A 19,630-nucleotide genomic window follows, 5' to 3' on the forward strand; every position below is an offset into this window, starting at 1 on the left:
AGCATGATATCGACGGCCCAATCCTGATGAATTCGCAGCCCCATCGCATCGTTTTCGCCAATGAGAAGGGCGGGACCGGCAAATCGACCACGGCAGTCCATGTCGCCGTCGCGCTCGCCAGTCGCGGGGCCGATGTCGTCGCCTACGACCTCGACCATCGCCAGCGCACCATGTGCCGCTATTTCGAGAACCGAGCCGAAACCATGCAGCGTCGCGGGATCGACCTGCCCACGGTCCGTTGCCATGTGGTCGAGGGCATGGACGGTGCCCAGATGGAAGCCTTCGTCCATGACACGGCGCGCAACGCGGATTTCGTGGTCGTCGACACCCCGGGGCGCGACGATCCGCTGGCCCGCCATTCGGCCACCACTGCCGATACGCTGGTCACGCCGATGAACGACAGTTTCGTCGACTTCGACCTCATCGGGCAGGTCGAAGGCGAGAACTTCAAGGTTAGGAAGCTGTCCTTCTACGCCGAGCTGATCTGGGAAGCGCGCCTGAAACGCAGCCGCACCTCGATCGAACAGAACCGCACGCAGATGGACTGGGTCGTGGTGCGGAACCGCACCGGCTTTACCGAGGCGCGCAACATGGCGCGCATCGAACAGGCGCTGATGGAAATGTCCAAGCGAGTCGGCTTCCGGGTTGCCAAGGGGCTGTCGGAGCGCGTGATCTATCGCGAGCTTTTCCCTTCGGGCCTGACCTTGCTCGACAAGGGGCATCTCGGCGATCTCGGCACCAGTCACCTGGTTGCCCGCCAGGAATTGCGCGGACTGGTCGCCAGCCTGCGGCTTCCGGGCGCGGGGGCCGAGCAGGTCGTGGAAGCAGCCCAGTGATCCGCCTGCTGGCCCTCGCCGTTCTGCTCTCGGTGGCCTGCCGCTGGATCTTCGGCAAATGGCCATGGGACTATCTCACGACGCAAAGCGCGGCGGAACGGGCGCTCGCCCGTGCGCGAACGACCCTCGGTGTGGCACGCGACGCGAGCGCCGAGGACATCCGTGCCGCGCACCGTCGCATTGTTACAATAATTCACCCCGACAGAGGGGGTAGCGCCGCGGACCTGCAAGAGGCCAATGCCGCGCGCGACCTCTTGCTCGACAACCTTTCACGGACCCGACTGGAGCGTTCCGAATGACCCACACTTTCGACCCCACCGTTCTGCGCGAATACGATATCCGCGGGATCATCGGCGAAACGCTGGGGCCCGACGACGCCCGCGCGATCGGACGCGTCTTCGGCTCGATGCTCGGCGAGGCAGGCGGCAGCAAGGTCGCGGTCGGCTATGACGGGCGGGTCAGCTCGCCCATGCTCGAACATGCGCTGGTCGAAGGGCTGACCTGCTCGGGCATGGATGTGGTGCGCGTGGGCATGGGCCCGACGCCGATGCTCTATTATGCCGAGGCGTCAGCCGATGACGTGGATGGCGGCATCCAGATAACCGGCAGCCACAACCCCGCCAATTACAACGGCTTCAAGATGGTATTCCAGGGGCGTCCGTTCTTCGGCGCGGACATCCAGGAACTCGGGCGCCGCAGCGCCGCGGGCGAATGGGTCGACGGCGCGGGCGAGGTCGAGCGGCGCGAGGTGCTCGAGGCCTATATCGACCGCCTGCTCGAAGCGCTCGGGGGGATCGATGCATCCACCCTCGACAGCCTTCGCGTCGGCTGGGATGCAGGCAATGGCGCTGCCGGTCCCGCGCTCGAAGTGCTTGCCGCGCGCCTGCCAGGCGAACACCACCTGCTCTACACCGAAGTCGACGGTAATTTTCCCAATCATCATCCCGATCCCACGGTCGAGGCGAATCTCGCCGATCTGCGCGCGCTCGTCGCCGAAAAGTCGCTCGATTTCGGTGTCGCCTTCGATGGCGACGGCGACCGGATCGGGGCGATCGACGGCCAGGGTCGGGTGATCTGGGGCGACCAGCTGCTGATGATCTATGCCGAGGATTTGCTTGCGCGCCGCAAGGGGGCGACGATCATCGCCGACGTCAAGGCCAGCCGCGCGCTGTTCGACGATGTCGCGGCGCATGGCGGCACCCCGCTGATGTGGAAGACCGGCCACTCGCTGATCAAGTCCAAAATGAAGGAAACCGGCTCACCACTGGCCGGGGAGATGAGCGGGCACGTCTTTTTCGCCGACGACTATTACGGCTTCGACGATGCGCTCTACGCCGGCGTGCGCCTGATCGCCGCGAGCGCCCGGCTCGGCAAATCGGTTACCGATCTGCGCGGCGCGATGCCCCCGATGGTCAACACGCCCGAAATGCGCTTCCAGGTCGACGAAAGCCGCAAGTTCGCCGCGATCGAGGAAATTGCCGCGCGCGTGGCAGCCAGTGGGGCCGTGGCCGACACGACCGACGGCGTGCGCGTGACCACCGACGACGGCTGGTGGCTGCTGCGCGCCTCGAACACGCAAGACGTCCTCGTCGCCCGCGCCGAAAGCGACAGCAAGCAAGGGCTCGACCGCCTTGTTGCCCAGATCGACGAGCAATTGGCGCTCAGCGGACTCGAACGAGGCCCGCAGGCGGGGCACTGACCGTAACCGAAATCCCTCCTGAGCTTTCCTCCTGGTTCGCAGGGCGCGGCTGGCGTATCCGGCGGCATCAGGACGAGATGCTCGCCGCGAGCGATGCCGGGCGGCATGCGTTGCTGGTGGCCGATACCGGGGCGGGCAAGACGCTGGCCGGGTTTCTCCCCACGCTTGCCGATTTCGTCCCCTCGCGGCTGGCAGGAAACGAACCTCCCGAAGGCCTGCACACGCTCTACGTCTCGCCGCTGAAGGCGCTGGCGCATGACGTGCAACGCAACCTGCTAACCCCGATCGAGGAGATCGGCCTCTCGATCCGCGTCGAGACGCGTAGCGGCGATACACCGTCGGATCGCAAGAAACGCCAGCGCACGCGTCCGCCGCATGTGCTGCTGACCACACCCGAGAGCCTCTCCCTGTTGCTCTCCTATCCCGACAGCTTCGAGCTGTTTCGGGACCTTAAGCGCATCGTCATCGACGAGGTGCACGCCTTCGCCACCGGCAAACGCGGCGACTTGCTGGCGCTGGCGCTCAGCCGCCTCCAGGCGATCGCACCGGGGATGCGCCGCGCTGCGCTGTCGGCCACGCTCTCCAATCCCGAGGGCTTTCGCGAGTGGCTGGCGCCTTGGGGCGAGATCGATGCGGTCGAGCTGGTCACGGGCGAAGCCGGCGCCCCGGCCGAGGTCGAGATCCTCCTCCCGCAGGAGGAACGCGTGCCTTGGGGCGGGCATGCCGCGACTTGGGCGATCCCGCAGCTTTACGAGCTGATCCGCGCCAACCGCACCACGCTGATCTTCACCAACACCCGCTTCCTCGCCGAATACATCTTCCAGAACCTGTGGGACGTGAACGAGGGGAACCTGCCGATCGGCGTCCATCACGGGAGCCTGAGCAAGGAGGCGCGGCGCAAGGTCGAAGGCGCCATGGCTCGCGGCGAGCTGCGCGCGCTGGTGGCTACCGCGAGCCTCGATTTGGGGGTCGACTGGGGCGATATCGATCTCGTGGTGCAGATGGGGGCGCCGAAGGGCTCCAGCCGGCTGTTGCAACGGATCGGACGCGCCAACCACCGGCTCGACCAGCCCAGCCGCGCCTTGCTCGTCCCGGGCAACCGATTCGAATTTCTAGAAGCGACCGCGGCCAAGGAGGCGGTCGACGAGGGGCAGCGCGACGGCGAGGATTTCCGGCCCGGCGGGCTCGATGTGCTCGCGCAGCATGTCATGGCCTGTGCCTGCGCGGCGCCGTTCCAGGAAAACGAGCTGCTTGGGGAGATTCGTTCGAGCCTGTCCTATGCCTGGGTCGACGAGGTGGTCTGGCAGCGCGTGCTCTCTTTCGTCGAAACGGGTGGCTATGCGCTCAAGGCCTATGACAAGTTCAGGCGGATCGTGCGCGACGCGGACGGGGTCTGGCGGCTTTCGCATCCCGAACAGGCTGCCCGGCACCGCATGAACGCGGGTATCATCATCGACTCCGAAATGCTCGAGGTGCGCATCAATGCCGGGCGCGGGCGGGGCGGGCGCAGCTTGGGCAAGGTGGAGGAACGCTTCGCTGCCTCGCTCAGCCCGGGCGATACTTTCGCCTTCGCCGGGATGAGCCTGGAGGTGGTCAAGCTGCAGGACATGGAGGTGGTGGTAAAGGCGGCCAAGGCCAGCGCCATGATCCCCAGCTATGGCGGCGCGCGCATGCCGCTGACCACGCATCTTGCCGATCGCGTGCGGGCAATGCTGGTCGACCGCGCGGGCTGGGCGCGCTTTCCGGACGATGTGCGCGAATGGCTCGAAGTGCAGGACTGGCGTTCGCAGATGCCGGGGCCGGGGCACTTGCTGGTCGAAAGCTTCCCGCACGCCAAGCGACACTACAGCGTCTATTACACTTTCGAGGGGTGGAACGCGAACCAGAGCCTCGGCATGCTGATCACGCGGCGGATGGAGGATCGCGGGCTGATGCCCGGCGGCTTCGTTGCCAATGACTATTCGCTCGCCGTGTGGGGTCTGAAGCCGGTGGTCGACCCGGCTCCGCTCCTGTCACCCGATATCCTGCAGGATGAATTCATAGAATGGGTGCAGAATTCGCACCTCTTGCGCCGTGCTTTCCGTGAAGTGGCGGTAATCGGCGGGCTTGTCGAGCGACAGCATCCGGGCAGGCGGAAGACCGGCAAGCAGGTTACGTTCTCGACCGACCTGATCTACGATGTGCTGCGCAAATACGAACCGGACCATGTCTTGCTCGAAGCTGCATGGGCCGATGCGCGCACGCGGCTGACGGATGTCGGCCGCCTGGGCGACCTGCTCGACCGCTCGGCGGAACAACTGGTCCATGTCGAGCTCGATCGCGTCAGCCCGCTCGCGGTGCCGGTCATGGTCATGATCGGCCGCGAGGCGACGCCGCAGGGCGCGGTGGACGACGAATTGCTGCTCGAGGCAGAAAGCTTGGCAGGCGCGGCGATGCGGGTCGACGGGCCCCCGCTCGAGGAAGGCTAGTCGGCCGCGAAGTGGCGGAACTTCTCGTTGCCGACGAAGGCGAAGCGTTCGACTCCGGCACCCTTGATGAGGGCGATCGTCATTGCCGAGGAACCGTAGCTCGCCCGGGCATCGGGTTCGAAACGCAGCACCGCTTGCGGTGCAGCCTTTGCAGTCGCGGCAAGCTGGTTGAGAAGCGCCTGCCGATCGAGCGGCTGGCCGTTCCAGTAGAGCCGGTCCGCATCGTCGATATGGACCGTGTTCACGCGCTCTATGGCAAATCCAGGCCCTCCGTTGGGAAGGGGTACCAGCAGCGTGTGCGTTGCGATGGGGATCACCATGATGAACATGATCAGCAGAACCAGCAGGACGTCGATCAGCGGTGTGATGTTCATGTCGGCCATCGGGCGCGATGTCGGCGCGTGGCGGTGGAACCGATTTCCATAAGGCATGCAATCTCTCCCATTGCAATGAGATGTGATTACATCACCAGTACACCGATTGGCAAGCTTCGAAAGGGATTGGCGGGCGGGGCAAAAAGAAAGGGGCGGATCGCTCCGCCCCTTTCCGGTGTTCGTGTGGGTAAGATCGGGCTTAGCCGGCCTTGCCGAAGGTCCGGTAACGCTCGTTTCCGACGAAGCCGAACTTGGTCACCCCGCTGGCCTTGATGATCTGCAGCACCTTGGCCGAGAGATCGTAGCTGGCGAGGGCTTCGGGCTCGAACTGCAGTTCGGGCTCGACCGCCATCTTGGTCGACTCGTCCAGCAGCGTGCGCAGCTGGCCCATGTCGATCGCATTGCCGTTCCACAGGATCTCGTTGTTGACCGTGAGCACCAGCTTGTTCTTGTCCGGCTCGACGGTCACGTCGGGCGGGGTCTGGCTGGGTGCGGGCAGGTCGATGTCGACCGAATGCGTTGCCACCGGGATGGTGATGATGAACATGATGAGGAGAACGAGCAGGACGTCGATCAACGGCGTCATGTTCATTTCCATCATCGGCGCGCCATCATCCTTGCCGCCTGACATTGCCATAGTGGGTTACTCCCTAATCTGCTTTGCCGAACCGCGCGATCAACCGTTCGGGTCGACCGGGTTCGAGATGAAGCCGACGGTGGGATAGCCCGCCGCCTGGACGTTGTAGATCGCGCCGGCCACGCAGGACCACGGAGCGTTGACGTCGCCGCGAATATGCACCTGCGGGATCTTCTCCGGATCGTTCATGATCGCGTCCGGACCACCGGCGCGCTGGACGATCGCATCGAGGCGCTCGAATGCCTGATCGTAGAGTTCTTCCGAGGAGACCGGCGAAATATTGTTGAAATAGACGCGGCACTGGCCATTGCGCGACGCACCCTGGAAGCCAGGCTCGCCGGCGCTGACGCCGTTTTCGTCGGTGGTGCTGACGGTCAGGAGGAGGTTTTCGACCTTATCCTTGGACTCGACCGATTCGAAAACCGGGATTTCCAGCTTTTCGATGGTCTGGATCGCGACCGGAACCGCGATGAGGAAGATGATCAGAAGCACCAGCATCACGTCCACGAGCGGGGTGGTGTTGATGTCCGACATGGGCGTATCGCCGCCACCTCCTGTCGAAATCGCCATGGTTCAAATCCTATCGTACGAAAATTCTTGGGATCGAGGCGGCTGGGCGGGAGCGACCGGAGCCGCCCCCGCTAACAGCTTCGATTACTTCTTGGCCGTGGTGGTCGCAGCAGCCGGAGCGGTGCGAGCAGCCTTGCCCGCCGCTTGGGTCGAGGTAGCGGTCAGGAAGGTCGGCTTCACGGTGCCGTTCGAGCTGATGTTGGCCAGCAGATCGGTCGAGAAAGCGTGCAGCATTTCCGCGATGCGGCGGTTGCGGCCCTGCAGCCAGTTGTAGGCGAACACCGCGGGAACCGCGACGAGCAGGCCGATGGCGGTCATGATGAGCGCTTCACCGACCGGACCGGCGACCTTGTCGATCGAGGCCGAACCGGCGATGCCGATGTTGATCAGCGCGCGGTAGATGCCGATGACGGTGCCGAGCAGGCCGACGAAGGGCGCGGTCGCGCCGACGGTGGCGAGGAACGGCAGGCCGCCCGCAAGCTTGGCGTTGATCGTATCTTCCGAACGCTGCAGCGAACCGTGCATCCAGTCATGCGCTTCGAGCTTGTCGGTCATCTTGGTGTGCTGGTCTTCGGCGGTGATCGCATCGTCGACGAGCTGGCGCCATGCACTGTTCTTCTCGAGCTTGGTCGCACCTTCCTTGAGGCTGTTGGCCTTCCAGAACTGGGTCCGGACGTTCTTGTACTGGCTCATCACCTTGCGCTGTTCGAGGAGCTTGGTGAACAGGATGTAGAACGAGCCGACCGACATGATCACCAGCACGGTGAGGATCGACCAGGCGATGATCCCGCCCTGTTCCATCGCTTCCATGAAGCCGAAGGAGTTCTGCGGGGCCGCCTCACCGGCAGCAGCAAGAAGTTCGAAGGTCATAACGAATGGTCCTTTTGAAAATTCCGATGTCCGGTCGCCCGGACCCGATTAAACTAGTTGAGCTTGTACTGGATCGACTGCGGCAGCGTATCCGAGATCGGGTTGCCAGCCGCATCGAGAGCGGGGTTGTAGCGGGCGTAACGCATCATGCCGTCGCATGCGGCGCTATCCAGATCGCTCGACCCGCTCGAACGGGTCACGGTGCAGGCCGAAACGCGGCCGTCGGGTCCGACAGTCACCGACATGCCGACGACGCCCTCGATTCCTTCACGCTCCGCACGACGCGGATAGTTGTTCTGGATTCGCGAAGCCCAGCCATTGAGGCCTTTGGGCGAGGCACCCTGCGCCTTCGAGGGCGGCGGCGGCGGAGCCGGAGGTGCCGGCGGCGGGATCACCAGCCGCGGCGGCGCGGGCGGCGGAATCGTCACCTGCGTGCGGATCGGCGGCGGAGCCGGCGCGATATTGATCGGCGGCGGCGGCGCGACCGGCGGCGGCGGGGTGTCGGGCACCTGTTCCGGCGGCGGCGGCGGTTCTTCCTCGGGCGGCGGGGGCTCCTCGATATCGATCGTCGTCACGCGCTCGACCACCTGCTGGACCGCATTATATGCGAGACCGGTGATGAGAGCGTAACCGAGAGCAATATGGATGAGGGCAACAATGATGATCGCGACCACGCGATTGCCGCTCATCTGTTGGTCAGCATAAGCCATTCGGTTGCATCACTCCATCGGTCGCCCCGGAAAGGCCGGGGCATTTGGACACCCCCCTTGCGACCCGCCGGTATGGCGTGACAGGGGCATCGTTAACGCATTCGCGCCGCTAGGGCTTCTAGAAGCTCTAGCGACGAAGGTGCACAGAAGTTCCCGATAAGAACCCGGACACCTCTCCCCAAGCAATAATGTATCATGCACTCGGGTCCGGCCCGACCCTTTAGCTACGATGCCCCCTCACCGCAAATGCTTTATCGGTTAACCGCGGATTCAGTGGCTTGGGCAAAGGAACCTACCATGACGCCCGCGGGTTCACCGAATCGGACCCTGCCCAATCCAGCGAAAAAGAATCTCTCGCCATGCCACCCTTCCTTACTTCCGCCCGCGTGTTCTTCCTTTCCGCAGCGCTGGCGGCAGCGTCCGGCCCGGCTCTCGCCCAGGCCCCCGCCGCTGCCACGCCGCTGACTTATGCCGACATGGTCGATCTGGCCGATGGCACGCCGCTGGTCCTGCGCGCGCAGATCCGCAAGCAGGCGACAGTCGAGCGCGAACGCTCTCCCGGCCTCGCGCCCGGCTTCGTGCGCCTCTATATCGAGGCACGTACGACCGCGCTGATCGCCGGCAACGCACCGGTGGGCGAAGCGCTGCGCTATCTCGTCGACGTACCGCTCGACGCCAAGGGCAAGCCGCCCAAGCTCAAGAAGCAGGAAGTCATCCTATTTGCCCGGTCCGTGCCCGGCCGTCCCGGTCAGCTGCAGCTGGTCGATCCGCAGGCCCAGCTGCCCTATAGCGAGGCAGTCGAGCAGCGCCTGCGCCCGATCCTGACCGATCTCCTGTCGCCCGATGCCCCGCCGCGGATCACCGGAATCCGCGACGCGCTCGCGGTCGAAGGGACACTGGTCGGGGAATCGGAAACCCAGTTGTTCCTCGATACGAGCAGCGATGGCCCGGTGTCGGTGACGGTGGTCCGCCGTCCCGGCCAGGCACCGCGCTGGGGTGTTTCCTGGACCGAGATCGTCGATCAGGCGGCGCGGCCTCCGCGGCGCGATACGCTGGAATGGTACCGCCTCGCCTGCTCGCTGCCCGAAACGCTGCCGGCCAGCGCAAACCTGTCGCGCGATCCGCAGGCGCGCGCGCTGGCGGCGCGCGACTATGCGCTGGTTCGTTCCGAGCTCGGGGCCTGCGCCCGCACGCGCGACTGAAGGCCGCGCTTGACCCTCGCCAAGACAAACTGGTTCCATCGGCAGGTGCGCCTGCGCTAGGCGGGCGGCCATGGCTGAACCGCTTCGCATCGCCCTCGCCGGGCTCGGCACCGTCGGAACCGGTGTTATCGACCTTCTCGAAACCAATCGCGCGACGATCGAACGGCGCGCCGGGCGTGCGCTCGAAATCGTCGCGGTCAATGCCCGCGATCGTACGCGCGACCGGGGTATCGACCTGTCTCCCTATGCCTGGGTCGACGACATGCAGGCCATGGCCGAGCGCGGCGATATCGACGTGGTGCTCGAACTGGTCGGCGGCAGCGACGGCCCTGCGCTGACGCTCGCGCGCGCGGCGCTCGATGCGGGCAAGGGCTTCGTCACCGCGAACAAGGCGATGATCGCACACCACGGCCTCGCCCTGGCCGAGCAGGCTGCGCTGCGCGGCCTGCCCCTGAAATTCGAGGCGGCGGTTGCGGGCGGCATCCCGGTGGTGAAGGGCCTGCGCGAAGGTGCCGCCGCCAACCGGATCGAACGCATCTACGGCATTCTCAATGGCACCTGCAATTACATCCTCTCGGAGATGGAGCGGACCGGCGCCGACTTCTCCGACATGCTGCGCGCGGCGCAGGATAAGGGCTATGCCGAAGCCGATCCGACCTTCGATGTCGAGGGTGTCGATGCCGCGCACAAGCTCGCAATCCTCGCCGCGATCGGCTTCGGCGCAAGGGTCGATTTCGACAGTGTCAGCGCGACGGGCATCGGCGAGGTGCGCGCAGCCGACATCACCCAGGCTGCAACGCTCGGCTATGTCATCCGGCTGGTCGGCATCGCCTCGCTCGACGAAAGCGATGCCGAGCCGCGATTGCTCCAGCGGGTGCGCCCCTGCCTCGTGGCACGCGGCCATCCGCTGGCAGCGGTGACCGGGCCCACCAACGCGGTGGTGGCCGAGGGCAATTTCTCCGGCCGCCTGCTGTTCCAGGGCGCGGGCGCGGGAGCCGGTCCGACCGCCAGCGCGGTGGTCGCCGACCTTATCGATATTGCCCGCGGCGACTCCGGCGCGCCCTTTTCGGTCCCGGTCGAGGAACTCGAGCAGTTCGCCCCTGCCGATCCGGGCAACCGCGTGGGCCGCGACTATATCCGTTTCACCGTTACCGACCGGCCCGGCGTTCTGGCCGAGATCACTGCCGCCATGCGCGACGCCGAAGTCTCGATCGAAAGCCTCATCCAGCGCGGTCGCGATCATGACGGGGGCGAGGTGCTCGTGGCGATGGTGACCCACGAAGGTCCCGAGCGCTGCGTCACCCGGGCGCTCGACCTGCTCGAGGGTTCGCCTAGCCTGACGGCTCCGCCGCTGGTGATGCCGATCCTGAAGGAGTGATCTCTGTGGGGACCGGGGGCAGGCCGAGCTCGGCTCCTTTCGCGTCCTGGGCCGCTACCGGCGCTTCGATGCCGCGCGGCGCAAGGCCGCGCCCGACCCGGTCGGCATCGGAGCCCGGAGGCGCTTCCGGGATCGCGTCGAAATCGACGAAGTAGGCGGGAGGCGGGACCTTGCCGAAACCGATGCACATGCCCTTTTCCGGGTTCTTCTTGCAGGACTCACCGAAATCCGGAGCACGCGGATCGCCCTTGTTCATCGTTTCAGCGGCATAGCGCTGCTCCGCGCGCTCCTCGTCATAACCGAACTCGCGCCCGCTGCGGCGGCGCCGACAGACGACGATCTCGCCAGATATGCTCGCCGCTTCCTGCTCGGCGCTGCAATCCTCGAGCGGCGCGTCGAATTCTTCCTGCGGAATGAGAATGTCGATCTGCCGTGGAGCCTCCTCGGCCTGCTGCGCCATGCAGGGCACGGCGACCAGCCCCGGACCGATTGTCGCGCATGCCACCCACCAGCGTCTCGACAATGCAAGGCTCCCTGTCTATTCGCGCCGCGCATACGAATTCACGCGGCGGCACCCTGTCGCGCCAAACTCACCTGAGGGACTGAACCGACTATGAACTCGCCCGCCGACAATCCGCTCGATCGCGTCCTCGTCATGGAAATGGTCCGCGTGACCGAAGCCGCCGCCGTCGCCGCGTCCAAGCTGATCGGGCGCGGCGACGAAAAGGCCGCCGATGCCGCCGCGGTCGAGGCGATGCGCAAGGCATTCGACACGCTTTACATCGACGGCACGGTGGTGATCGGCGAGGGCGAGCGCGACGAGGCGCCGATGCTCTTCATCGGCGAGAAGGTCGGCGGCGCGCCGGGCGACGGGCCGAAGATCGACATCGCACTCGATCCGCTCGAAGGCACTACCATCACGGCCAAGGCGGGCCCCAATGCGCTCGCCGTGCTCGCCGCGGCGGCCGAGGGGTGCCTGCTCAATGCGCCCGACGTATACATGGACAAGCTGGCGGTCGGCCCGGGCTATCCCGAAGGCATCATCGATCTGGCCAGGACTCCGACCGAAAACGTCAAGGCGGTGGCCCAAGCCAAGGGTGTCGAACCGGGCGACATCATCGTCTGCGTGCTCGACCGTCCGCGCCACGCCGACTTGATCGCCGAACTGCGCAGCCTCGGCTGCGGCGTGGTGCTGATCGGCGATGGCGACGTTGCCGGCGTGATCGCGGTGACCGACGAGAACACCACGATCGACATGTACATGGGGCAGGGCGGAGCGCCCGAAGGCGTGCTCGCGGCTGCGGCTTTGCGCTGCGTCGGCGGCCAGTTCAACGGCCGCCTCGTCTTCCGCAACGAGGACGAAAAGGCGCGCGCGGCCAAGTGGGGGATCGAAGATCTTGATCGAATCTATACGCGCGACGATCTGGTGAAGGGTGACTGCATCTTCGCCGCCACGGGAGTCACCTCGGGCTCGCTGCTCGACGGCGTCAAATATCTCCGCGGCGGGCGGATGACGACCGACAGCGTGGTCATGCGCGCCAGTTCGGGCACGGTGCGCTGGGTCAAGGGCGAACACCGCGCGAAGTAGCGATCCTGCGCAACGCCGGTGCACCGGCCGCTGCCGATGGGGCACGGCCGCGCGCCGGCAAAAGACTTGCCGAAACGCGCATCCCCGTGTTGCATTCCCGTGACGCTCGGCTAGGCGGTGCGCATCGCCAGCTGACCCAGGGAATCGCCACATGAAGATCATGGCCGCCAATTCGAACCTGCCGCTCGCCCGCGCGATCGCCGGCTATCTCGAAATGCCGCTCGTCGATGCGCAGGTACGCCGCTTCGCCGACGAGGAGATCTTCGTCGAGATTCACGAAAACGTGCGCGGCGAAGACGTCTTCGTCGTCCAGTCGACCAGCTATCCAGCGAACGATAATCTCATGGAACTGCTGATCTGCATCGATGCGCTCAAGCGTGCCTCGGCGCGGCGCATCACGGCAGTGGTGCCCTATTTCGGCTACGCAAGGCAGGATCGCAAACCCGGGCCGCGCACGCCGATCTCGGCCAAGCTGGTTGCCAATCTGATCACCGAGGCGGGCGCCGACCGCGTCCTCGCGGTCGATCTCCACGCCGGGCAGATCCAGGGCTTCTTCGACATCCCGACCGACAACCTCTTCGCCGCGCCCGTCATGGCGGCGGATATCCAGGCTCGCTACGGCGACCAGGACCTGATGGTGGTCAGCCCCGACGTCGGCGGCGTGGTCCGCGCTCGTGCGCTGGCCAAGCGGCTCGACAACGCCCCGCTGGCGATCGTCGACAAGCGCCGCGACCGCCCCGGCGAGAGCGAGGTGATGAACATCATTGGCGAGGTTTCCGGCCGCCACTGCATCCTGATCGACGACATCGTCGATTCGGGCGGGACGCTGTGCAACGCCGCGCAGGCGCTGCTCGACCAGGGCGCGGCTTCGGTCGCCGCCTATATCACGCACGGCGTACTGTCGGGCGGCGCGGTGGCCCGGGTCGACGGCTCGGCGCTCAAGGAACTGGTGATCACCGATTCGATCCGCCCGACCGACGCCGCCAAGGATTCGGACAAGCTGCGCATCCTCACCATCGCCCCGCTGATCGGCGAGGCAGTGCGCCGCATCGCCGACGAAAGCTCGGTTTCGAGCCTTTTCGACTGAGATGGCGAACGCCGCCGATCTCGCGCTGGCCAATCGTCTCGCCGACGCGGCGGGGGAAGCCATCCGTCCGCTGTTCCGCGGCGCGTGGTCGCAGGAGCAGAAGGCAGATCGCAGCTTCGTGACCGAGGCCGACCGCGCCGCCGAGGCGGCGATGCGCGCGATCCTCGAAGCCGAGCGTGCGGCCGACGGCATCATCGGCGAGGAATACGGCACCCGCAACGAAGGTGCGGGCCGCCAGTGGGTGCTCGATCCGATCGACGGCACCACCAGCTTCATTGCCGGGCGCCCGATCTTCGGCACGCTGATCGCGCTGATGCAGGACGGCTGGCCGGTGCTCGGCGTGATCGACCAGCCGATCGCGCGCGAACGCTGGGTCGGGCGGATCGGCGAGGGTACCACCTTCAACGGCCAGCCGGTGCGCGCCGCAGCGTGCAAGGACCTATCCGATGCCGTGCTGGGCACGACCACGCCGCACCAGTTCGCAGGCGATGATGTCGACGCCTTCATGGGCGTCGCCAAGGCGGTGGCCGAGCGCAAGATCATCTACGGCGGCGATTGCTACAATTACGGCCTCGTCGCCTCGGGCCATGTCGATGTCGTCATCGAGGCGGGCCTCAAGCTCCACGATTTCGCAGCCCTGGTCCCGGTGGTCGAAGGCGCGGGCGGAGTGATGAGCGACTGGCAAGGCCATCCGCTCGACGCCGGAAGCGACGGGCGGGTCGTCGCGCTCGGCGATGCAGCACGGCTCGAGGACGTGCTCGAGGCAATGGGCGGCGCATCCTCGCACCATCACGGGCACTGATCGCGCGCGGACCCGTTTGCCGGGCATGCAGACCATTCTGACAACCGGCGCGGGCAACGGGATCGGACGCGCCATCACCATGCATTTTCACGGGATGGGCTGGCGCGTGATCGGGCTCGACAGGGACGCCGAGGCGCTGGCGGAATTGCGCGATGCCCTGCCGCGCGAAAAAGCACTTTTCCTGACCTGCGATGTCGGGCGCGAGAGCGACGTCGCCGCGGCCTTCGCGCGGATTGCCGAGTGGCTGGGTGGCGATCCACTCGATTGCCTGGTCAACAATGCCGGAATCGCCGATCCCTATGCGGGACCGCTCGAGAAACTTGCGCTGAAGGACTGGCAGGCGTGGATCGACGCCTGCCTGACCGCAGCTTTCCTCGTCACCCGCGCCAGTCTGCCGCACCTGCGTCGCGCGGAAGGCGCGAGCATCGCCAACATCTCCTCCACGCGAGCGGTGATGAGCGAACCAGAAAGCTTCGCCTATGCCGCGGCCAAGGGCGGGCTCGATGCGCTGACCCATGCGCTCGCCGTGTCGCTGGGCCCGGCCGTTCGCGTCAATGCGATCCGCCCGGGCTGGATCGAGACCGGGCCGTGGCAGAAGCGCGGCGCGCGTCGCGATCCCGATCATCGCCCCAAGGACCGGTCCCAGCATCCGGTGGGCCGAATCGGCCGGCCCGAGGATATCGCCGAAGCCGTTGCCTATCTCCATGGAGCGGGCTTCGTTACCGGGCAGCACCTCAACATCGATGGTGGCATGACCGCGAAGATGATCTACGAACACTGACATGGCAGGGACGGGATCGCTCGAGGGACGTATAGCGCTGGTCACCGGCGCCGCGCGCGGGCTGGGATTCGCCATCGCGCAGCACCTGGCCGGGGAGGGCGCGACGGTCTGGCTCAACGGGCGCGACAAGGCGGCGCTCGAGGATGCGGCAGAGCGGATCGGCGGCGCGGCGCGCCCCCTGTGCTTCGATGTCGGCGATGCCGCTGCGGTGGAGGCGGAGTTCGCCCTGCTCGCCGAGGACGGCCTCGACATTCTCGTCAACAATGTCGGGCAGCGCGACCGGCGCAGCTTCGAGGAGATCGGGCGCGGCGACATGGCGCGCCTGCTGGAGGTGAACCTGATCGCGCCCTTCGACCTGGCCCGCCGCGCGGCCCCGCTGCTGCGCAAATCCGCACAGGGCCGGATCATCAACATCACTTCGATCGCGTCCGAAATCGCCCGCGGCGATGCTTCCTATACCGCGAGCAAGGCGGCGCTCGACGGGCTGACGCGCGCGCTGGCTGCCGAACTCGGACCCGACGGCGTCACCGTCAATGCGGTGGCGCCGGGCTTCGTCCTCACCGAAAGGAACGAGGATTGGTTCACCGACGGCGACGCGATCGCTGCGCATCTCGCGCGGCGGACTTCGCTCGGTCGCTGGGCGGAGCCGGCAGAAATCGCCGGGCCGGTGGCCTTTCTCGCCTCGTCGGCAGCCAGTTTCATCACCGGGCACACGCTCATCGTCGACGGCGGCTACGTCACCCACTTCTGACTTGCTTTTATGCGCAGAATCGCTAGATGCGCGGCCTTCACCGACACGTGATTCATCTGCCGGTCTGGCTGTAAGGGCTGCCAGGGCTGGTTGGACGTGTCTCTGACCCGATATCCGAGTAGGAGATGAAAATGCCCAAGCTGAAGACCAAGAGCGGTGTGAAGAAACGCTTCAAGATCACCGCTACCGGCAAGGTCAAGCATGGTGTGGCCGGCAAGCGCCACCGCCTGATCAGCCACAATGCGAAGTATATTCGCCAGAACCGCGGCACCACTGTCCTGTCGGAAGCCGACAGCAAGACGGTGAAGAAGTGGGCCCCCTACGGGCTTGATTAATCGTTGAGCGGCTCCAGCCCGCTCCCCCTCCCGGCCACCCGACCACATAACGGGTAGCGTATCGGGTGGCGGGGAGGGGAAGCGGGGCCGGCTCCGAAATTCTGAAAGGATATACGAAATGCCTCGCATCAAACGCGGCGTCACCACGCGCCAGAAGCACAAGCGGATCCTCGATCAGGCGAAGGGCTATCGCGGCCGTCGCAAGAACACGATCCGCATCGCCCGCCAGGCCGTCGAGAAGGCCGGCCAGTACGCCTATCGCGACCGCAAGATCAAGAAGCGCAACTTCCGCGCCCTGTGGATCCAGCGCATCAACGCCGCGGTCCGCGCCGAAGGGCTGACCTATTCGCAGTTCATGCACGGCACCAAGCTGGCCGGCATCGAACTCGACCGCAAGGTCATGGCCGATCTCGCCATGAACGAAGGCGCAGCCTTCAAGGCGATCATCGAACAGGCCAAGAAGGCGCTTCCTGCCTAAGTTCTTGACTCATAAGACATACGCAGAGGGCGCTCCGTTAGGGGCGCCCTTTACGTATGGCAACCGATTGTCGCCTTCCTACAAGCGAGTATATTTTGCCTCCGTAGCAGGATGAGGCAATTGATCGGTCAGGACAGCATCGACGTCCGCTTTTTCGCGCCGCCCGCCGATCTGGCCCCCTGCTTCACGACCTTTTACCGGCTCGAAGTGGATCTCCCGCCCGGCGAAGTGCTCGAGGACTGGCTGCAGCCCGAATGGGCGAATCTGCGCTTCTTTGCCGAAAACGCTCCCACCGCAGAAATGCCCGACGGCGAGAGAGTCGAGGGTGCGCGCTTCCAGGCGACCGGCCCCAGTTCCTGCCCGACGCATTTCACGCTTGGCCGTACCCGGATGTGGGGGGTCGGGCTGTTTCCGCTGGGCTGGGCCCGGTTCATCGGCGAAGATGCGAGTGCGCAGGCGAATACCGTGGTCGATGGCGAACGATCTCCCCTCTTCGCGCGCTTCGCCCCCCTGTGCGGGAAATTGTGCACGCGTGCTTATTCCGACGAAGAGCAGTTCGCCTTTCTCACCGCGTTTTTCCGCAAGCTGGCCGATCCCCCGCGCGACCAGAAGCGGATCCAGAGGGTGCATGAGGTCATGGTCGATCCGCACCTGCTGCAGGTCGAGGAATTCGCCCGCAAGTGCGGTCTGTCGAAGCGTACTCTCGAACGCGTATGCGCGCGCCACTTCGGATTTTCGCCGCGCCTCCTGCTGCGTCGCCAGCGGTTGATGCGCAGCCTGGCCGCCTACATGCTCGAGCCCGAGGCGAGCTGGTCAGCGGTGCTCGACCGCCACTATCACGACCAATCGCATTTCGTGCACGAGTTCCACGCCTTCATGCGCTGCTCGCCGAGCGAATATGCCGCCAAGCCGCATCCCGTCATGAGCGCCTTCATGGCCGAGCGCAAACGGGTCTGGGGCTCGCCGGCGCAGACGCTGGACGATCCGCAATAGCTGTCGATAAACAAACGCCTATTTGCTATCCCGGACGCAGGGACAGGATTGAATGATCGTCACAGGGCATCGAAAGCCGGGCCACGAACGGGTGCTGCGGCGGTGAAACAGGGCGGTGCATCGGCTGCCGTGGCCCTGCGCTTCTTCCTGCCGCCGGAGCGCATGCGCCCGTTCGTCACCACGCTCTATCACATGGAGATCTCCGGCGCGGAGGAGCAGCCGGTCGAAGACTGGCTCCACCCTGAATGGGCCAATCTGCGCATCATTCCTGACCGCACGATCGAAGCCGGCATCGGCGAGACTCCGCTCGAGCGCATGCCGCGCGCGGTCATGACGGGCCCGACCAGCGTGGCGACCCGGTTCCGCGCGTCGACGGGGCGGTCTTGGGGGATCGGCCTCATGCCGCGGGGCTGGGCGCGCCTGACCGGCGCCTCGGCCAGCGCCTATGCCGATCGCTATGTCGATGCCGAGGCCGACGCCGGCCTGGCGCGTCTGCGACCGCTTTGTGGCTGCGTCACCGAACGGGAGGGCTCGGTCCTGGACGAGCGCGACGCATTGCTGCGCGAATTGCGACTGCTCCTGGCCCAGCCCGCCGCGCGCGAGGCGCAGATCTTGCGCGCGGAGGCGGCGTTGACCGATCCCCGCCATCACAGCGTGACCGAACTGGCTGCCGCGCTGGGCATGAGCACGCGTACGACCGAGCGCTTCTGCAGCCGGGTCTTCGGCTTCAGCCCCCAACTGCTGTTGCGACGCCAGCGCTTCGTCCGCAGCCTCGCCAAATTCATGCTCGACCCGTCGCTGAAATGGATCGACACGCTCGATGGACATTATCACGACCAGGCTCATTTCGTACGCGATTTCAAGCGCTTCATGACCATGTCGCCGAGCGAATACGGGAAGCTCCCGCACCCCGTGCTGGCCGCCGCGGCGCATGCCCGGATGGCCGTGGCAGGCGAGGCGATGCAGGTTCTGCAGCAACCTTCGGGTGGCTGAGCGGCTGTCCTGCGCAGGGTCCCGATGCGCCATGCGCGCGACCAAAACTCTTGCATTTAAACGAAATTAACTCTCTATTTCGCCTTATAAAGGGGGCGCAATGGCGACAGCATCGCTTCGGGTCACGGAGTATGAATCGGCTGGGTTGCGATTGCGGCTGGTCAGGCCGCCAGCCGACCTGGTGCCCTACCTTTCCGCCTATTATCGCACCGAAGTGGAGCCAGGCGTCGAAGTCGTTGACTGGCTGCCACCCGAAGAGGCCAACCTGCGGACCGGCAAGGCGGATATCTACGAGGCGGTCATTGGCGAGGGCCCGCTGCAGGCGGTGCCGGCAGCGGTGCTTTCGGGGCCGACCGATCGCGCAACCCGCCTGCGCATCGCAGGCGGCAAGTTCTGGGGCATCGGCCTGACCCCCGCCGGCTGGGCGCGCTTCCTGCGCACTCCGGTATGCACGATGGCCAACCGGTTCTGCGATATCGGCCAGTCGGACGCGGCTCCGGTCCTCGAGACGATGCTTTTGCGGCTGTGCGACATAGGCGATGATATCGTCGCCTCCGCCACGCTCATCACCGACACCTTTCGTACCTTGCTGGGCGAGCCACCCGACGCCGACCAGACGATCCAGTCGGTCCATCTCGCCCTGCTTTCCGAAGATGCCTCTTCGGTTGGGGACCTGGTGGCGCTCGCGGGCATGACGCCGCGTACCTTCGAACGGTTTTGCACCCGCCATTTCGGCTTTACCCCGCGCGTGCTGCTGCGGCGCCAGCGCTTCCTGCGCAGCCTCGGCAAATATATGCTCGATCCGTCGATGAAATGGATCGGCTCGCTCGACACGCATTACTGGGACCAGGCGCATTTCATCAGGGACTTTCGCCGGACGATGAACATGACGCCGAGCGAGTTCGCTGCGCTGCCGCATCCGATCAGCAGCGCAGCCGTGAGCGTCACCAGTGCCAATGCGGGCGTCGCCATGCAGGCGCTCTACCATCCGCAGCGTTCGACCGATTCCGAACTGGGGCTTTAGCAATCGTGCTCTTGCCGCTAGGGGCTGCTGGCATAGATTCCCCGACCTTCTCAA

General features: G+C 65.7%; 22 protein-coding genes. 16 read left to right on the plus strand and 6 right to left on the minus strand.

All coding sequences use genetic code 11. The features are described from left to right. The first annotated feature begins 26 nt into the window (after positions 1-26). From ACEQZ0_RS08860 to ACEQZ0_RS08875, 4 genes are read left to right on the plus strand one after another with little or no spacing between them, the layout of a single operon-like run. Positions 27-836 carry a division plane positioning ATPase MipZ gene (locus tag ACEQZ0_RS08860; protein ID WP_370190451.1) on the plus strand — a complete coding sequence of 270 codons (810 nt, stop codon included), beginning with the start codon at positions 27-29 and terminating at the stop codon, positions 834-836. Further along, positions 833-1,135 carry a J domain-containing protein gene (locus tag ACEQZ0_RS08865; RefSeq protein ID WP_370190453.1) on the plus strand — a complete coding sequence of 101 codons (303 nt, stop codon included), beginning with the start codon at positions 833-835 and terminating at the stop codon, positions 1,133-1,135. The genes ACEQZ0_RS08860 and ACEQZ0_RS08865 overlap by 4 nt, the downstream gene beginning before the upstream one ends. Next, positions 1,132-2,535, plus strand: a complete 1,404-nt coding sequence (gene pgmG / locus ACEQZ0_RS08870) for a phosphoglucomutase/phosphomannomutase PgmG (protein ID WP_370190455.1) — start codon at positions 1,132-1,134, stop codon at positions 2,533-2,535. Before ACEQZ0_RS08865 ends, pgmG begins: the two co-directional genes overlap by 4 nt. Beyond that, positions 2,532-5,003 (plus strand): ligase-associated DNA damage response DEXH box helicase, encoded by a 2,472-nt coding sequence (locus tag ACEQZ0_RS08875; protein ID WP_370190893.1) that lies wholly within the window; start codon positions 2,532-2,534, stop codon positions 5,001-5,003. The genes pgmG and ACEQZ0_RS08875 overlap by 4 nt, the downstream gene beginning before the upstream one ends. On the opposite strand, the gene ACEQZ0_RS08880 is transcribed toward ACEQZ0_RS08875, so the two are convergent. From ACEQZ0_RS08880 to ACEQZ0_RS08900, 5 genes are all read right to left on the minus strand, one after another. Continuing rightward, a complete protein-coding gene (locus tag ACEQZ0_RS08880) occupies positions 5,000-5,434 on the minus strand; it encodes an ExbD/TolR family protein (protein ID WP_370190457.1) in 435 nt (144 codons plus the stop codon). The two genes, ACEQZ0_RS08875 and ACEQZ0_RS08880, sit on opposite strands and share 4 nt — an antisense overlap. A 142-nt stretch (positions 5,435-5,576) precedes the next feature. Then, positions 5,577-6,014: an ExbD/TolR family protein gene (locus ACEQZ0_RS08885; RefSeq protein WP_370190459.1), complete on the minus strand. Its 438-nt coding sequence runs from the start codon at positions 6,012-6,014 to the stop codon at positions 5,577-5,579. Positions 6,015-6,053: 39 nt separating this feature from the next. Next, positions 6,054-6,584, minus strand: a complete 531-nt coding sequence (locus ACEQZ0_RS08890) for an ExbD/TolR family protein (protein ID WP_370190460.1) — start codon at positions 6,582-6,584, stop codon at positions 6,054-6,056. 84 nt (positions 6,585-6,668) lie between these two features. Next, the gene (locus ACEQZ0_RS08895) at positions 6,669-7,454 is read right to left on the minus strand and encodes a MotA/TolQ/ExbB proton channel family protein (RefSeq protein ID WP_370190462.1); all 786 of its coding nucleotides are present in this window, start codon (positions 7,452-7,454) and stop codon (positions 6,669-6,671) included. Between the two features lie 53 nt (positions 7,455-7,507). Continuing rightward, the gene (locus ACEQZ0_RS08900; RefSeq protein WP_370190464.1) at positions 7,508-8,164 is read right to left on the minus strand and encodes an energy transducer TonB; all 657 of its coding nucleotides are present in this window, start codon (positions 8,162-8,164) and stop codon (positions 7,508-7,510) included. A 359-nt stretch (positions 8,165-8,523) separates the two neighbouring features. Here ACEQZ0_RS08900 and ACEQZ0_RS08905 point away from each other — a divergent pair, with 359 nt between their 5' ends. After that, complete coding sequence (locus tag ACEQZ0_RS08905; protein WP_370190466.1) at positions 8,524-9,366, plus strand: hypothetical protein; 843 nt, start codon at positions 8,524-8,526, stop codon at positions 9,364-9,366. 70 nt (positions 9,367-9,436) lie between these two features. Beyond that, on the plus strand, positions 9,437-10,744 hold the full coding sequence (locus ACEQZ0_RS08910; protein WP_370190467.1) for a homoserine dehydrogenase: 1,308 nt from the start codon (positions 9,437-9,439) through the stop codon (positions 10,742-10,744). Here ACEQZ0_RS08910 and ACEQZ0_RS08915 read toward each other — a convergent pair. Beyond that, on the minus strand, positions 10,698-11,267 hold the full coding sequence (locus ACEQZ0_RS08915; RefSeq protein WP_372520103.1) for a hypothetical protein: 570 nt from the start codon (positions 11,265-11,267) through the stop codon (positions 10,698-10,700). The genes ACEQZ0_RS08910 and ACEQZ0_RS08915 overlap by 47 nt on opposite strands. A gap of 90 nt (positions 11,268-11,357) precedes the next feature. Here ACEQZ0_RS08915 and glpX point away from each other — a divergent pair, with 90 nt between their 5' ends. The 10 genes from glpX to ACEQZ0_RS08965 all read left to right on the plus strand — a co-directional run bounded on the left by glpX (position 11,358) and on the right by ACEQZ0_RS08965 (position 19,576). Next, the gene (gene glpX, locus ACEQZ0_RS08920; RefSeq protein ID WP_370190471.1) at positions 11,358-12,332 is read left to right on the plus strand and encodes a class II fructose-bisphosphatase; all 975 of its coding nucleotides are present in this window, start codon (positions 11,358-11,360) and stop codon (positions 12,330-12,332) included. Positions 12,333-12,483: 151 nt separating this feature from the next. Then, on the plus strand, positions 12,484-13,419 hold the full coding sequence (locus ACEQZ0_RS08925; protein ID WP_370190473.1) for a ribose-phosphate pyrophosphokinase: 936 nt from the start codon (positions 12,484-12,486) through the stop codon (positions 13,417-13,419). A 1-nt stretch (position 13,420) separates the two neighbouring features. Continuing rightward, positions 13,421-14,221 (plus strand): histidinol-phosphatase, encoded by an 801-nt coding sequence (gene hisN / locus ACEQZ0_RS08930; protein ID WP_370190474.1) that lies wholly within the window; start codon positions 13,421-13,423, stop codon positions 14,219-14,221. A gap of 25 nt (positions 14,222-14,246) precedes the next feature. Beyond that, a complete protein-coding gene (locus tag ACEQZ0_RS08935; RefSeq protein ID WP_370190476.1) occupies positions 14,247-15,002 on the plus strand; it encodes an SDR family NAD(P)-dependent oxidoreductase in 756 nt (251 codons plus the stop codon). 1 nt (position 15,003) lies between these two features. Further along, positions 15,004-15,753 (plus strand): SDR family oxidoreductase, encoded by a 750-nt coding sequence (locus tag ACEQZ0_RS08940; protein WP_370190478.1) that lies wholly within the window; start codon positions 15,004-15,006, stop codon positions 15,751-15,753. A 131-nt stretch (positions 15,754-15,884) separates the two neighbouring features. Further along, the gene (gene rpmI / locus ACEQZ0_RS08945) at positions 15,885-16,088 is read left to right on the plus strand and encodes a 50S ribosomal protein L35 (protein ID WP_067693021.1); all 204 of its coding nucleotides are present in this window, start codon (positions 15,885-15,887) and stop codon (positions 16,086-16,088) included. 118 nt (positions 16,089-16,206) lie between these two features. Next, a complete protein-coding gene (gene rplT, locus ACEQZ0_RS08950) occupies positions 16,207-16,566 on the plus strand; it encodes a 50S ribosomal protein L20 (RefSeq protein ID WP_103024611.1) in 360 nt (119 codons plus the stop codon). Between the two features lie 111 nt (positions 16,567-16,677). Beyond that, positions 16,678-17,559 (plus strand): helix-turn-helix domain-containing protein, encoded by an 882-nt coding sequence (locus ACEQZ0_RS08955; RefSeq protein ID WP_370190480.1) that lies wholly within the window; start codon positions 16,678-16,680, stop codon positions 17,557-17,559. Between the two features lie 102 nt (positions 17,560-17,661). Continuing rightward, entirely contained in the window at positions 17,662-18,552 is an 891-nt protein-coding gene (locus tag ACEQZ0_RS08960; protein WP_370190482.1) for a helix-turn-helix domain-containing protein, read from the plus strand. Positions 18,553-18,733: 181 nt separating this feature from the next. Further along, positions 18,734-19,576: a helix-turn-helix domain-containing protein gene (locus ACEQZ0_RS08965; protein WP_370190483.1), complete on the plus strand. Its 843-nt coding sequence runs from the start codon at positions 18,734-18,736 to the stop codon at positions 19,574-19,576. Positions 19,577-19,630: the final 54 nt, after the last annotated feature.

The sequence above is a fragment of the Qipengyuania sp. genome (assembly GCF_964227205.1).
Classification (GTDB): Bacteria; Pseudomonadota; Alphaproteobacteria; order Sphingomonadales; family Sphingomonadaceae; genus Qipengyuania.